General features: G+C 59.4%; 11 protein-coding genes. 7 read left to right on the forward strand and 4 right to left on the reverse strand.

What is annotated here, in order from left to right; genetic code table 11:
- Nucleotides 1-11: 11 nt before the first annotated feature.
- Both F1529_RS04440 and F1529_RS04445 read right to left on the reverse strand, forming a co-directional pair.
- A complete protein-coding gene (locus tag F1529_RS04440; RefSeq protein ID WP_155132409.1) occupies nt 12-2,486 on the reverse strand; it encodes a LamG domain-containing protein in 2,475 nt (824 codons plus the stop codon).
- Between the two features lie 3 nt (nt 2,487-2,489).
- A complete protein-coding gene (locus tag F1529_RS04445) occupies nt 2,490-3,665 on the reverse strand; it encodes a hypothetical protein (RefSeq protein ID WP_155132411.1) in 1,176 nt (391 codons plus the stop codon).
- Between the two features lie 213 nt (nt 3,666-3,878).
- Here F1529_RS04445 and F1529_RS04450 point away from each other — a divergent pair, with 213 nt between their 5' ends.
- The 6 genes from F1529_RS04450 (at nt 3,879) to F1529_RS04475 (ending at nt 9,879) form a co-directional block, all read left to right on the forward strand.
- Nucleotides 3,879-6,512 (forward strand): hypothetical protein, encoded by a 2,634-nt coding sequence (locus F1529_RS04450; RefSeq protein ID WP_370456956.1) that lies wholly within the window; start codon nt 3,879-3,881, stop codon nt 6,510-6,512.
- 47 nt (nt 6,513-6,559) lie between these two features.
- Complete coding sequence (locus tag F1529_RS04455) at nt 6,560-7,321, forward strand: outer membrane beta-barrel protein (RefSeq protein ID WP_290517873.1); 762 nt, start codon at nt 6,560-6,562, stop codon at nt 7,319-7,321.
- On the forward strand, nt 7,291-7,959 hold the full coding sequence (locus tag F1529_RS04460) for an outer membrane beta-barrel domain-containing protein (protein WP_007151588.1): 669 nt from the start codon (nt 7,291-7,293) through the stop codon (nt 7,957-7,959). The genes F1529_RS04455 and F1529_RS04460 overlap by 31 nt, the downstream gene beginning before the upstream one ends.
- 83 nt (nt 7,960-8,042) lie before the next feature.
- On the forward strand, nt 8,043-8,534 hold the full coding sequence (locus F1529_RS04465) for a TlpA disulfide reductase family protein (protein WP_007150467.1): 492 nt from the start codon (nt 8,043-8,045) through the stop codon (nt 8,532-8,534).
- Entirely contained in the window at nt 8,534-8,761 is a 228-nt protein-coding gene (locus F1529_RS04470; protein ID WP_039926360.1) for a DUF4266 domain-containing protein, read from the forward strand. Before F1529_RS04465 ends, F1529_RS04470 begins: the two co-directional genes overlap by 1 nt.
- On the forward strand, nt 8,752-9,879 hold the full coding sequence (locus tag F1529_RS04475) for a DUF3570 domain-containing protein (protein ID WP_007148793.1): 1,128 nt from the start codon (nt 8,752-8,754) through the stop codon (nt 9,877-9,879). The genes F1529_RS04470 and F1529_RS04475 overlap by 10 nt, the downstream gene beginning before the upstream one ends.
- Nucleotides 9,880-9,960: 81 nt before the next feature.
- Here the strand turns inward: F1529_RS04475 and F1529_RS04480 are convergent, their stop codons facing one another.
- Together F1529_RS04480 and F1529_RS04485 are read right to left on the reverse strand one after the other, a co-directional pair.
- Nucleotides 9,961-10,998, reverse strand: coding sequence for a phospholipase A (locus tag F1529_RS04480; RefSeq protein WP_007149293.1), 1,038 nt, complete (start codon nt 10,996-10,998; stop codon nt 9,961-9,963).
- Nucleotides 10,999-11,037: 39 nt separating this feature from the next.
- Nucleotides 11,038-11,226, reverse strand: a complete 189-nt coding sequence (locus tag F1529_RS04485; RefSeq protein WP_007151538.1) for a Trm112 family protein — start codon at nt 11,224-11,226, stop codon at nt 11,038-11,040.
- Nucleotides 11,227-11,535: 309 nt separating this feature from the next.
- On the opposite strand from F1529_RS04485, the gene F1529_RS04490 reads away from it, so the two are divergent.
- Nucleotides 11,536-13,332 carry an acyl-CoA dehydrogenase C-terminal domain-containing protein gene (locus tag F1529_RS04490; RefSeq protein ID WP_155132413.1) on the forward strand — a complete coding sequence of 599 codons (1,797 nt, stop codon included), beginning with the start codon at nt 11,536-11,538 and terminating at the stop codon, nt 13,330-13,332.
- Nucleotides 13,333-13,421 lie beyond the last annotated feature (89 nt).

Genomic DNA, 13,421 nt, shown 5'->3' on the forward strand with positions numbered 1-13,421 from the left:
GGTCGTGCCCCTTATTGAAACAGCATGGTGGCGCTGCCCAGCATGGCCGCGCAGGCCGCCTTGGTGGCGGTGGCGGTGCGCTCCACGCAGTCGCTGCTGCATTGGGTCAGGTTGGTATTGAACAACAGGTCTTCCAGTTCGCTTTCTACGCCGTTGCGGTCTGGCTGGCTGGCCTGGCCGTTACCCACCATGCGTTCAAACAGCGGTGAAATGACCCAGTCTTTCCAGTTCTGCTGGCTGAGGGTGTCGGCGCCGGCGCTGTAATTCATGCCCACGAATAATGGCTGAATGCTGGCGTCATTGTTGCGTTCTGCTTCCACCAGGGCGTTGCAGTATTCGATGGCCAGCTGGGCAACCCCCACTTGATGGGCAGTGAGGAAGGCTTCGATATTTTCCTCACTGGGCAGCTGGGCACGCAGGCGTTGATAGGTGTCCGGCACCTCGCCGTATCCTTCTGGCACCCCGGTCAGCTGGCTCATGGTGGCGTTGATTTCGGCAAAGTTACGCAGGCCGGGCAGCGGCTGTTCGCCGTACTGGTTCGGTGTCAGCGGCAGGGGCTGCGGGTCGGTGTACACATTGGTGTGGCTGCCCAGGCGCTCGAAAGTGAGAAAGAACTCATCGTTTTCCTGGCCTTGCTCCACGGGTAGCAGGGTGCCCAGGCGAGACAGGGTTTCGCCCTGTTCGCTGTAGCCTTCTCCGCCAATCAGGGTGTCCACCGTGGCAAAGGATTGTGCCACGTCGGGGACGCGGCCGTTGATGCCCAGGCGCAGCCCTTGCAATGCCTCTTCCGTGTCCACGATATCCTGCTCCAGATTAATGAAGTAGGGCGCGGCAAACAGGTAGCTGTAGTTGTCGAAGCGGGACACTTCGAACACCAGATAGGCGCCGGGCTGGTCGATCAGGTGGCCGATGTAGAAGGGCAGGAAGTAGCGCTCGCCCACTCCGGCGGCAAAGTTGGTACGGATCTGTTCCCCGGTGAGTGCGCGGTTATGGAGAGCGGCAAAACGGATCACGCCTTCCCAGGGCCGGTCGTTGGAGGCTTCGTTGCCGAGCACCAGGGCAAAGGTGTCGTCCCAGGTGTTGAGCAGGCCGGGGGTGACTGAGTCGGCGGCTCCGTTACGTTCGCCATTGATGTAGATCTGCCGGCCGTTCACCGGGTCAAACGTCATGGCCACATGTTGCAAGCTGGCTTGCAGCGGATCGTCGGCGGTGGCCAGTACCGGCTCACCGTTGCTGCCGGTGGCTTCGCCGATGCGCTGGTAGGTCAGATAATTGCTGCCGCTTTGCGCCAGGGTCAGGTTCCGGGCCATGGTGCCGGCGGAATAGCTGATGATGTGGGCATTGTCTTGCCCGGTGCTGGCAGGTACCAGCCAGGCTTCCAGGGTCAGTTCGCCGGTGGCGGCAATCAGGTCGGTGAGTTTTTTGCTGGTCTGGGTGCTGCCCTGGGCCTTGCCGCCGTTAAGGCGAATGCCCCAGCCGCCTTCCCAGGCCACATCGCCGCTGAATTGCAGATGGATGGCCGGGTCTACGCCGGAGGAATCGTAAGCGGTGAGGCCTTCACCGGTTTTGAATTCATAACGGGCGACCACGTTGCTTTCGTAGCGCCCGCCACCGGCGGCCAGGGTGCCGTCGTCCACGGTTAGTGCCTTGCTCAGCACCAGGTCTCCATCCGGGGCGGTGGCGGTAATGTTGTTGGCCATGGCGCGAATGGCGTCTTCCATGGCGTCGGCATCGTTGCTGCAGCTGTCGCTCCAGCAGTTGTGGTTGTCCTCGCGCAGGCGTTCCACCAGGCGGCTGAGCGCCGGCTGGTTCAGGTCAATCTTGCTTTGCGCGGCACTGTAGGCTTCGTCCACATCATCGGCGGCCAGGTAGGGCGCTTGCGGGGTGGCGGCATCGCTCTGGTGGCATTCGCTGCAATGCGGCTCCAGTAGCGGGTAGACAGTGGTTTCGAACAGCCCGCTGTCCACCGGGAAGTTTTTGCTGTCACCGGGATCGTACAGGGGCGGTTGGTCCAGCTCGGTGGTGCCGCCACCCAGGCCCAGGGTTTCTCCTGCCCAGGCGCTGATCCAGGTGCTGATCTGGTCGGCACAGACCTGCGGGTCCGCTTCCCAGCAGTTATGGCCTCCGGCCACTTTCTGCACCATGCGGGACGCCGCTGGCTGGTTCAGGTTGATCAGTGGATTGGCGGCGGCATAGGCGTCGTTGATGTTGCCGGTTTGCACAAAAGCGGGCTGCTGGTTGCGGTGACAGGCGCCGCAGCGCTGTTCACTCACCAGATTGTTCCAGATATAGATTTTGAACGCGGAGATGTCGGCGTTGCGCGGCGCAGGACCGTTGTAGTTCACGCCGCTACCGTTGCCTCCGGTATCCACGTTTGGCTGTGTGTCGGCACCGCTGCCGCTGCCGCCACAGCCGCTGAGCAAGGCGGCAAGCAGGCTGGCGAACAGGGTGGCGTTACGAGGGTAAGTAAGCGGGAAAAAAGACATGCGTTACTCCCCCATGCAGTAGGTGGCCGCATCGGAAAACAGGGTTTTCATACGGTAGTTATCGTTCTTGAAATGGCTGGTCATGCTGGCCAGTTCAGCGGTGTCGGCGCCGTCGGCCGGTTTGCGCAGGCAGACGGACTGGAAGACTTTCTCTGCCTGGCAGGTGGCAAAGACTTCACTGTGGGCCAGTTCCTTGCCCATGCTGGCAGCACCTTCGCCGCTGCCCGGGAGGCTCGGATCCCAGCCCAGGTTGGCATTGGGGCCTTTGCGCCAGTAGTTGTCCCAGCTGTTGTCGGGGGTGATGTAGCCCCAGGGGAAGTTGTTGCTGTTGATCAGGTATTTTCCCTGTACCCGGGTGCCGGTCTCGGCATCGTTGCCGCTGTTGTAGACCATGCGGCCGCCATTGCCTTCCTGTTCGCCTTCCCAGTCGTAGTAGGCAAAGGCCTGGGCCAGCGGGTCCATGCCGCTGTGACAGCCGATACAGCTGTTGCGGAAGATACGGCTGTCGCCACCGGGGCTGCGGCTCACGTCCTGGCGGATGCGGTCGGAGGGGCGGGTGGTGTCCTTGACCTGCTCCAGGTCACGACACATGTGATTCATCATGGTGAAGCGGAGCATGGCCCGGTTGGTGCCGGCGTAGAAAAAGGCGTTGGCGGCGGCGCGGGTGGTTAGTACGCCGGCCACGGCTTCTGCCGGGGTGCCGTACTGGCTGGCCTGGCTGCTTTCAGTGAGTACCGTGCTCAGATCCGCATGTTGATCTTCCAGCGCCTGGTAATGGGCATTGCTGGAGGGAGAGGCGGCCGGGCTGGCGTTGCCCACATAGAGCAGGTCACTGTAGAGAATGCGGCGGAAGTCCACGTCGTCACGGACCACACCGATGATGGTGGCGGTGTAGTCGTTGAGCGGTGCGAACACGTCCTGGGCTTCGTTGGTCCAGGGCGTGGCAAACTGCTTGATGGTGACGTTGTAGAAGGCCGGGTTGTCCATGGCCAGTTCGGCGGCCTCGGCCACCTGGTTGTTGTCAATCAGCTGCGCCATTTCGGTCAGCGTTGCGGCATCGGCCGGTACGCCGGCAAGCCGATTGTGGATGCGTTGAGCCTGATCCCGGCTGTTTGCCGTTGCTGTGGCGGATACCGCCATGGCAAGTGCGATCAGTATGATCCCCCGGTAGCCTTTCATGGGCTTGGTCCTTGTTGTTCTCTATGAGCACCGCGGCCGCATTCGGCGGTCGCCGGCAAGCCAGTAGTGATAATGGTATTACCGTTTAACAGATTTCCCGTATCCCGTGAGTATTCTGTATGACATTCTGCGTCACTCTCTGTGAAGTGACGCCCAGAAACTTAAGAAGATATTCGGGATACTGATGTAAACCTACGAAATACGGATGAACGGGTGAAAATAATAAAGCGTATTGGGGGGCTCGGCCTGCTGGGAATGCTGGCAGCGCTTGGTGGCTGCGGCGGCCTTGACGGCAGTGAGCAGGCAAAAGATCCGACCGTGACCGAGATCCCGGTGGCCTATGTGCAGCGTACCCCGCCCCAGGGTGATATGGACGCGATGGCGCAGGAGACGCTGGAAGACCCGGCGGTTTTCCAGGCCGGTGCCCGGCTGATGGTGCGCGACAGTGCGTCATCCCGCGCTCAGGCCCGGGATGTGACCACGGCGCGGCTGGGTGCAGGCCATGATATCCGCGATCTCAGTGTCAGCCCGGACGGGACGCGATTGCTGTTTGCCGCCCGCGCGCCGGAGATTCCTGATGCGGATGAGGATGAGCAGCCCACCTGGAACGTTTGGGAATACGATTTTCAGGGTGGCGGGATCCACCGCCTGATCAGCAGTGATTTGCTGGCTGAAGAAGGCCAGGACCGTTACCCCGCCTACCTGCCTGATGGCCGCATTGTCTTTTCCTCCACTCGCCAGCGTCAGGCCCGGGCCCGTCTGCTGGATGAAGGTAAACCTCAGTTTTATCCCCTCGAGGAAGGGCGCGACGTGAGCGCTTTCGCCCTGCATGTGATGCAGCCGGACGGTTCGGATATTCAGCAGATTACCTTCAACATGAGCCACGATGTGGCGCCGCTGGTAAAAGCGGATGGCCGGGTGGTCTTCCTGCGTTGGGATAACAAGGACAATGAAGACCGTTTTGACCTGTACCGGGTGAACCCGGACGGGACCGCGCTGACTCCCCTCTACGGCGCTGAGAGCCATGCGCTTACGGACGACACCCGTCGAGAGTTCCTGCCGTTATCGTTTATGGGCGATGGCCGTTTGTTGACGGCCATCCGGTTACGTGAAACCGCCGCCGGGCAAATGGAGCCGGTGGCCATTGATATCGATAACTTCGTTAACCGTGAAGGCCCCTTGTTTGGCCGGGTGGCGGGGCAGGCGGAACAGGCTCTGCCTGGCCCGGATACCACGCTGACCGGAGACATTTCGGTGACCGGACGCATGGCGGACCTGGTCAGCCTGAATGATGGTACCGGGCGTTACCTGATGGCCTGGTCGCCATGTCGTTTGCAGGACGGGGCGGTGTTGCGACCCTGTACCGACGAATACTTGCAGCAGGGTTTGCCGGAAGCCGAGCCGGCTTTCGGGCTGTGGATTCTGAATCCATCAGAAGGAACGCAGTTGCCGGTGGTGCAGCCCCAGCAGGGGCTATGGGTAACTGAACTTGCTGTGGCCACGGCCAGCAGCATGGCCACCGTGGTGCCGGCGTCGGATCGGGATGAGGCGCTGGCCGATGCCAATATGGCGCGTATCGATATCCGCAGTGTGTACGATCTGGATGGCGGGTTTTCCGATTTCATGAACCCGGGGCTGCCGGGCATCAACTCGATCGCGGATTTCAGTGATCCGGCCCAGGTCACGCCGGACCAGCGGCGGGTGCGCTTCCTGCGTATCACCAAAGGCGTGCTGATCCCCAACGAAGACGTGCGCGATATCAGCGGCGCCCAGTTTGGTCGGGCAGCCAACTTCGGCATGCGTGAGATTGTCGGTTATGTGCCGGTGGAGCCGGACGGTTCCGTGCGGGCGCGGGTGCCGGCAGATGCGCCGCTGGGCTTGCAGCTGGTGGATGCAGACGGCAAGGCCGTGTTCAGCCGCCATGGTGCCTGGTTGAACCTGCGCCCCGGGGAAACACTGCAATGCCAGGGCTGCCACCGAACCAACAATCCACAGCCCCATGGGCGCACCGATGGTATGGCGCCATCGATCCATGACGGCGCACCGGCCACCGGCCAACCGTTCCCCAGCAGCCGCGCCGATGTGGTGCCGTTTGCCGATGCCGGGGAAACCATGGCTCAGGCTCTGGCCCGTTTCCTGCCGGACAGCGAATGGCCGGCTATCAATATGCAGGCGTTTGACGCCTGGAGTGATCCAGCGCCGGATCCGGCCGATGAGCTATTGCTCAGCTATGACGATCTGGAGACCCCGGCTCCCGCCACGGCGGGCTGTCAGGCTCAATGGCAACCGGAATGCCGGACGGTGATTCACTACGAAGACCATATTCAGCCGATCTGGGATCTGCCCCGGGTGGCTGATGTAGGTGGTGTGATGGAAGACCGTACCTGCTCGTCGTGCCATAACCGCCGCGATGCCATGAATGCCCTGCAAGTGCCGCCTGCCCAGTTGGAACTCACCGGTGAGGCATCACCGGACCAGCAGGACCAGCTCACCAGTTACCGGGAATTGTTGTTCAACGACAACGAGCTGGTGCTGGAAGACGGCGCTCTGGTGGACAACCTGATTATCGTCACCGATGGTGAAGGCAATGTGGTTTACCAAACCGATGAAGACGGCGAGTTGATTCTGGATAACAATGGCAACCCGATTCCCGTCACGGACACGGTGGCGGTGTCCGCTACCCTGCGGGCCGGGCAGGCACGTAACTCCGGTGCTTTCTTTGATCGCTTCGCCACCGGCGGCGTGCATGAAGGCTGGCTGAGTGCGGCGGAGCAGCGCTTGATTGCCGAATGGATCGATCTGGGGGCGCAGCTGTATAACGACCCCTTCCGGGTGCCGGAAAACTGAGCGGGCTTTCCCGCGCCCTGACATGTATTGGAAAGGAGACGCACCCGGTGCGCCTTGTTGTAATTCTGTTATCACTGATTGCGGTGCTGCCGGCCTGGGCTGAGCCTGAGACTGGGGCCGATGCCAAATCGGATACTGCGGCGGTGCGCGTCAAGGTGGCGGAGCCGTTTGTGGAAATTCACACCGGCCCGGGGCGCGGTTATCCCGTGTTTCATGTGGTGGAGCGCGATGCTCCGCTGACCCTGGAATATCGCCGTGCCGGCTGGATCAAGGTCAGCACCGTGCGTGGCCGGGTGGGCTGGGTGCCTCGTGAAGCGTTGCTGGCAACCCTGGATGGTAGCGAGCAAACCCCGGAGATGAAAAGCCTGGGCCAGGAAGCATTCCAGGCTGGCCATTGGCAGGCGTCGGTGCTGATGGGGGAGCTGGATGAAGTGACCTCACTGGCGTTTGCGCTGGGTTACCGGATGACGGAAAACCTGTCTGCGGAAGCCATGTTCACCCAGGCCAGCGGCCCCTTCGCCAACAACAAACTGATCGATATTAACTTGCAGCACGAGATGTTCCCGCGTTGGCGGGTTTCTCCCTATGTCATGCTGGGTACCGGGCGCGCCAAAATCGAGCCCCGTGCCACGGTGGTGACACCGGAAAACCGTGATGAGAATTTTGCCTTCGCCGGGGCGGGCCTGAAAGCCTACCTGTCGCGGGGGTTTGTTCTGCGCGGTGAGTACCGTAGCTATGTGCTGTTTACCCAGGAAGACGACAACCGGAATTTGGAAGAATGGAAACTCGGTTTCTCTGTACTGTTCTAGCGGCATCCCTGCTGCTGCCACTGCAAAGCGTGGCGGCGGAACAAGAGGGTGACAACAAGGCCACCGTTCGGGATGCGGATGCGGAATCCGTGCTCGACCCGCGTATTGAACGCCGTCATATCAAAGAGGCGGACATCGATGCGGAAAATTTCGAGATCGGCCTCTACACCGGCATTCTCTCCATTGAGGATTTCGGCAGTGACCCGGTGCTGGGGGTGCGGCTGGATTACCACCTGTCTGAGGATGTATTCCTGGAAGGCAGTCTGGGCCGTTCCAAGGCCGGGGAAACCAGTTTTGAAACCCTGAATGCGGGGGTTCAGCTACTCACTGATGATGAGCGTGAATACACCTATTATCAGGTGGGCGTGGGCTACAACCTGCTGCCGGGCGAGGCGTTTCTGTCGGAAAACCGTGCCTACAACAATGCATTGTATTTAATGGGCGGAGCCGGCATGACGGACTTTGCCGGCGATGACCAGTTCACGCTGAGTCTGGGGGTGGGGTACCGTTTGTTGCTTAATGACTGGATGGCGGTGCGCGTGGACATGAAAGATCACATCTTCAATCTGGATGTGCTGGGTGAAGACAAAACCACCCATAACCTGGAATTAACCGCAGGCATCGGGGTGTTTTTCTGATCACCCCTGGTCGCGTTGCGGGGCCGTCAGAACGGGCGGAAGCAGCATAAAAAAAGCAGGCAAATACAGTGAGGGGAAGCACAATGAAAAAATGGCTATCAGGGGTGCTGTGTGGGGTGCTGTGCGTGTGGAGCCTGGGGGCGAGCGCAGACGTAACCGGCCAGGCGCCGGACTTTACCCTGAAATCCAGCAGCGGTGAGAACATCAAGCTGAGTGAGCTGCGCGGCACGGTGGTGTTGCTGAACTTCTGGGCGTCCTGGTGCGGCCCGTGCCGTACGGAAATGCCCTTGCTGGATGAGCTCTATCAGGAATATCGCGACTATGGTTTTACCATTCTCGGCGTGAACCTGGATGAAAACCGGGATCAGGCCAACTTGCTGCTGGATAAAATTCCCGTGAGCTTTCCGGTGTTGTTCGATCCGGCCAACAGCACCAGTGAGACCTACCAGGTGGATGCCATGCCGACCACGGTGCTGATCGACCGCAATGGCAAGGTGCGCTATCACCACCGTGGCTACAAGGACGGTTATATGGATCACTACCGGACCGAGGTGAAGGAACTGGTGCTCGAATAATGCGACAGACCGCGCTGATTTCCCTGTTGATTGCTGCCGCCCTGGGCAGTGGCTGTTCATCCGTGCAGCCCTGGCTCAAACCTTACGAGCGTGCCCGGTTGGCCGACCCGGTGATGAATCCGGCAGCCAACCCTGCATCGGATAACTACATGCACCACGTGCATCAGGCCCGTGAAGCCATGCGCGGAGCAGAAGGCAGTGCCGGCGGAGGCTGTGGATGCAACTGATGTGGGGGCTACGAGTCGGGGCGCTGTGGTTGCTAACGGCCAGTGCATTGGCGGCGGTGTTGCCGGAGGATCGGCTGGATGTATTGCGCCATGCCTATGATGGCGGCGGCATGGATATCAAGGGCCCGTCGGTGCTGGTGCGCAAGTCTTTTGCAGATAAAGTCTCGGTGCGTGCCAATTACTATGTGGACAAGGTGTCGGCGGCTTCCATTGACGTGGTGACCAGCGCCAGCCCTTATTCAGAAGAGCGCACCGAAAAAAGTGTCGGTATCGATTACCTGGCGGGCAAAGCCATTTATTCACTGAGCTACGGCAACAGTGAAGAAAGTGACTTTGAAGCCAACTCGGTGCACTTCGATATGAGCCAGGATTTTTTCGGCGACCTGACCACCCTGAGCCTGGGCTATTCGAAAGGCTGGGACGAAGTGTTCCGTACCGGCGACAACAGCTTCGCTGAAGAGGCGGACCGTCAACACTTTCGCATTGGCTTGAGCCAGGTGCTGACGAAAAACCTGATCGGCAGCATCGGCCATGAACTGATTACCGATGAAGGCTACCTGAATAACCCTTACCGATCGGTGCGCTACCTGACTTCACCCAACAGCTATAGCTTTGAACCGGAGCGTTACCCCAATACCCGAACCAGTGAGGCCACGGCGATCCGGTTGTCGTATTACCTGCCATGGCGTGCCGGGTTGCACGGGGAATATCGAATTTATAGCGACTCCTGGGGCGTGGATGCCAATAGCTGGCAGCTTCAGCTGATTCAGCCCATCGGCCAGCGCTGGACGGTGGAGACCCGCTACCGGAGTTACCAGCAGGGTGATGCGGATTTCTATGCGGACCTGTTCCCGTTTCAGGATTCCCAGAATTTCCTGGCCCGAGACAAGGAATTGAGCGAGTTCTCTTCCACGGTGATTGGTTTGGGGGTGGGGTTCCAGTTCAGTAAGCCCAACTGGGACACCATCAGCAAGGCCGGCCTGCACCTGTGGGTGGACCGCTTCAATTTCGATTACGATAACTTCCGTGATATCCGGGTGCAGACCACACCCGGTACCGAGCCTTTGTACAGCTTTGATGCCACCGTAACCCGGTTGCTGTTTACGCTCTGGTATTAGGCGCGCTGCATGCGACACGCACCACGCGGGTTGGTCGTGTTGCATGATGCGTGCAGCGTGTTGCGTCTCTCTATGCGTCTCTTACAATGAATCCGTCAACAGGATCCCGAAGCTGTAGCGGTTTTCATAATTGTCGTAGTTGATCAGCGAATCCCCGTAACCCGAGAACACCTGTACCAGCCCTTTGAAACGCTTGCTCAACGGGAACGAATAGTTGATGCGGGCGGCACCCTTGTTTTCTGAACGCAGATTATTGCGCAGCATCAGTTCAATCACGTGATTACCGAACGGACGGGCCACTTCCAGTTCAAAGTTACCCATGTACTTTTCGATATCCGGGTTGTCGTCACCACGGGGATCCAGTGGATCATCTTTCTCATCTTCCGGTATGCGATACCAGGGTTTGAAGGACCAGTAATAATCGTTGGTCTTGAAAATATAATTCAGGAAAACCCGGTTCCAGCTGCGCGATACCGGGACATCCTGGCCGTTGGATTCATGGACCACCCCCATGGCGAGCAGCTCCGAGTCCAGCGGGCCGATCTGCCAGTCGATGGGCTTGGTAATGAACAGCTCAGGTTCGTAATTGGCTTCGCGGAACGGGGCAGAGAGCTCGCTGTTATAGGCCTGCCAGTAAAAGGTGCCGGTGAATGCCATCCACAGGGTGATGTCATCCACAATCTTTTCCTTGATCGGGGCTTTCAGCGATAACTGGAATTTCACCTCGGTGGGCTGCAGGTCGCTGTCGTTCTTGGTGGGGTCGTTCCACTGCCGGTTGGACCAGTAGCTGTAGGGCAGCAGGTAATTACGGCGATGGGGAGTAATGACGAAGGGGTTGCCCTGGGTGGTGTTCTCCAGTGCCAGTCTGGCCCGCAGGGCATCTTCGTGGGCGCTGATCTTGTCCTGTTCTTCTCCATTGGTGCACCAGCCACGCATCTCCTGCAAGGTTACCTTGCCGTTGGCGGTCTGGGCGCTGCGCAACAGGCAGTCATTAAGCTTTTGCTCTTCGGTCATGCTGGCGGGGGCGGTATCGGGAACCGGCGTGTCGTTATCGACGGGCTCCTGAGCGCACAACGGGGAGCTGGCCAGCGCCAGGGCAAAACAAAGCCGCTTATGCATAAAAGGCCTTCCTGTGGCGAAGTGTTATGTGGCGGGGCTCTACAGCGATTGAGCTTCCTCATCACCCATGGTGCGAGCTTGCTCTTCCAGCATGACAGGGATGCCATCGCGTACCGGGTAGGCCAGGCCACTGGCCTTGCACTTCAGTTCAGCTGACTTTTCATCGTAGATCAGCGGCGCTTTGCTCACCGGGCAAACCAGAATATCCAGCAGATTTGGATCAATCATTTCACTATTCCTTAACAGGCTGTTAAACCGTAATCCCGCGAGTATACCGAAACCCGAGGGGCTTGAGAGGTCAACGGGGGCAGACCGATGCTTTTTTACGGTTGCCGGGTAAATGCCTTTTAAATCAGCGTGGTTAGAGGGCAAACGGTAGTTTCAAACGCTTGTTTGACTTGCGGGTCACAAATAGGGGTGGAGACGTGCTGGAGGCCTGACCTAAGATTAGCGTCCCAAGGAGTACTTCAGAGACTCCCCTACACTGGCGAGCCGCGGCCCGCCTCATTGTCACCGGTAATTTAAGGGAGATTTGAGATGCCGGATTACAAGGCTCCCCTGCGCGATATGCGCTTTGTACTGAATGAAGTGCTGGATCTGGATGGCCACTACGCCAGCCTGGGTCTGGAAGACATCAACAGCGAACTGCTGAATGCTTTCCTGGAAGAAGGCGCCAAGTTCTCCGAAAACGAGCTGGCTCCCCTGAACCGTTCCGGTGATGAGGAAGGCTGTGGTTTCGATAACGGTGTGGTGACCACGCCGAAAGGCTTTAAAGAAGCCTATAGCAAATACGTGGAAGGCGGCTGGCCGGCCATGGGCGGCGACCCGGAATTCGGCGGCCAGGGTCTGCCCGGTTCTGCCGGTATCGCGATTTCTGAAATGACCGGTTCCGCCAACTGGTCCTGGAGCATGTACCCGGGCCTGTCCCACGGTGCGGTTGCGACCATCGAAGAGCACGGTACCGACGAGCAGAAAAACGGCTACCTGCCCAAGCTGACCAGCGGTGAGTGGACCGGCACCATGTGCCTGACCGAGCCGAGCTGTGGTTCCGACCTGGGCATTCTCAAGTCCAAGGCCGAGCCTAACGCAGACGGTTCTTACAGCATCACCGGCACCAAGATCTTCATCTCCGCCGGCGAACACGATATGGCTGAGAACATCATCCACATCGTGCTGGCCCGTCTGCCGGGTGCCCCGAAAGGTACCAAGGGTATTTCCCTGTTCATCGTGCCCAAGTTTCTCACCGACGGTAACGGCAGTGTAGGTGAGCGCAATGCGGTGACCTGTGGTTCCATCGAACACAAGATGGGCATCAAGGCGTCCGCTACCTGCGTAATGAACTTCGACGGTGCTACCGGTTACCTGATCGGTCCGGAGAACAAAGGCCTGAACTGCATGTTCACCTTTATGAACTTTGCCCGTCTGGGGACCGCCATTCAGGGTGTTGCTCACGCTGAAATCGGTTTCCAGGGTGGTCTGACCTACGCCAAGGACCGTCTGGCCATGCGTAGCCTGTCCGGCCCGAAAAACCCGGAAGGCCCGGCGGACCCGATCATCGTTCACCCGGACGTGCGTCGCATGCTGCTGACCTCCAAGGCGTTTGCCGAAGGTGGTCGTGCACTGGTTTACCTGTGCGCCCAGCTGGGTGACAAGGTGAAGCTGGAGAAAGACGAAGCGGCCCGTAAGGAAGCCGACGACCTGATGGCTCTGCTGACCCCGATCGCCAAGGCGTTCGTGACCGAAGCGGGCCTGGAAGCCGCTAACCACGGTGTGCAGATCTACGGTGGTCACGGCTTTATCCGTGAGTGGGGCATGGAGCAGAACGTACGTGATGCCCGTATCTCTACCCTGTACGAAGGCACCACCGGTATCCAGGCGCTGGATCTGTTGGGCCGCAAGGTGATGATGACCCAGGGTCAGGCCCTGCGTAACTTCACCAAGATCGTGCACCAGTTTTGTGAAGCCAATGGCGACAATGCGGACCTGAAAGAATTCCTGGAGCCGCTGGCCGGCTACAACAAGGAATGGGGCGAGCTGACTCAGGCCATCGGCATGCAGGCCATGCAGAACCCGGAATACGTGGGTGCCGCTTCTGTGGATTACCTGATGTACTCCGGCTACGTGACCCTGGCGTACCTGTGGGCTCGTATGGCGTCTGTGGCCCACGCCGCACTGGAATCCGGTGCCGGTGATGAGGACTTCTACAAGGCCAAGATCAGCACTGCACGCTTCTACTTCAAGCGTATCCTGCCGCGCGTGGCTGGCCATAAAGGCGCCATCGAAGGCGGTCTGGACTGCATGATGGATCTGGATGCGGAACACTTTGCATTCTGATCTTTCCTGTAGATAAAAAAGCCCGCCTCTCATGGCGGGCTTTTTTTTGGTTCTTTGTTGGGTTCAAGACAACGCCAGCCGGGTGAGGT

Source organism: Alcanivorax sp. VBW004 (assembly GCF_009718865.1).
Classification (GTDB): domain Bacteria; phylum Pseudomonadota; class Gammaproteobacteria; order Pseudomonadales; family Alcanivoracaceae; genus Alcanivorax.

Excerpts from the sequence above, each read along its gene's own strand:
- F1529_RS04485 (WP_007151538.1), bottom strand. The coding sequence starts at position 11,226 with ATGATTGATCCAAATCTGCTGGATATTCTGGTTTGCCCGGTGAGCAAA.
- F1529_RS04440 (WP_155132409.1), bottom strand. The coding sequence starts at position 2,486 with ATGTCTTTTTTCCCGCTTACTTACCCTCGTAACGCCACCCTGTTCGCC.
- F1529_RS04475 (WP_007148793.1), top strand. The coding sequence starts at position 8,752 with ATGCAACTGATGTGGGGGCTACGAGTCGGGGCGCTGTGGTTGCTAACG.
- F1529_RS04445 (WP_155132411.1), bottom strand. The coding sequence starts at position 3,665 with ATGAAAGGCTACCGGGGGATCATACTGATCGCACTTGCCATGGCGGTA.
- F1529_RS04470 (WP_039926360.1), top strand. The coding sequence starts at position 8,534 with ATGCGACAGACCGCGCTGATTTCCCTGTTGATTGCTGCCGCCCTGGGC.
- F1529_RS04460 (WP_007151588.1), top strand. The coding sequence starts at position 7,291 with ATGGAAACTCGGTTTCTCTGTACTGTTCTAGCGGCATCCCTGCTGCTG.
- F1529_RS04490 (WP_155132413.1), top strand. The coding sequence starts at position 11,536 with ATGCCGGATTACAAGGCTCCCCTGCGCGATATGCGCTTTGTACTGAAT.
- F1529_RS04480 (WP_007149293.1), bottom strand. The coding sequence starts at position 10,998 with ATGCATAAGCGGCTTTGTTTTGCCCTGGCGCTGGCCAGCTCCCCGTTG.
- F1529_RS04465 (WP_007150467.1), top strand. The coding sequence starts at position 8,043 with ATGAAAAAATGGCTATCAGGGGTGCTGTGTGGGGTGCTGTGCGTGTGG.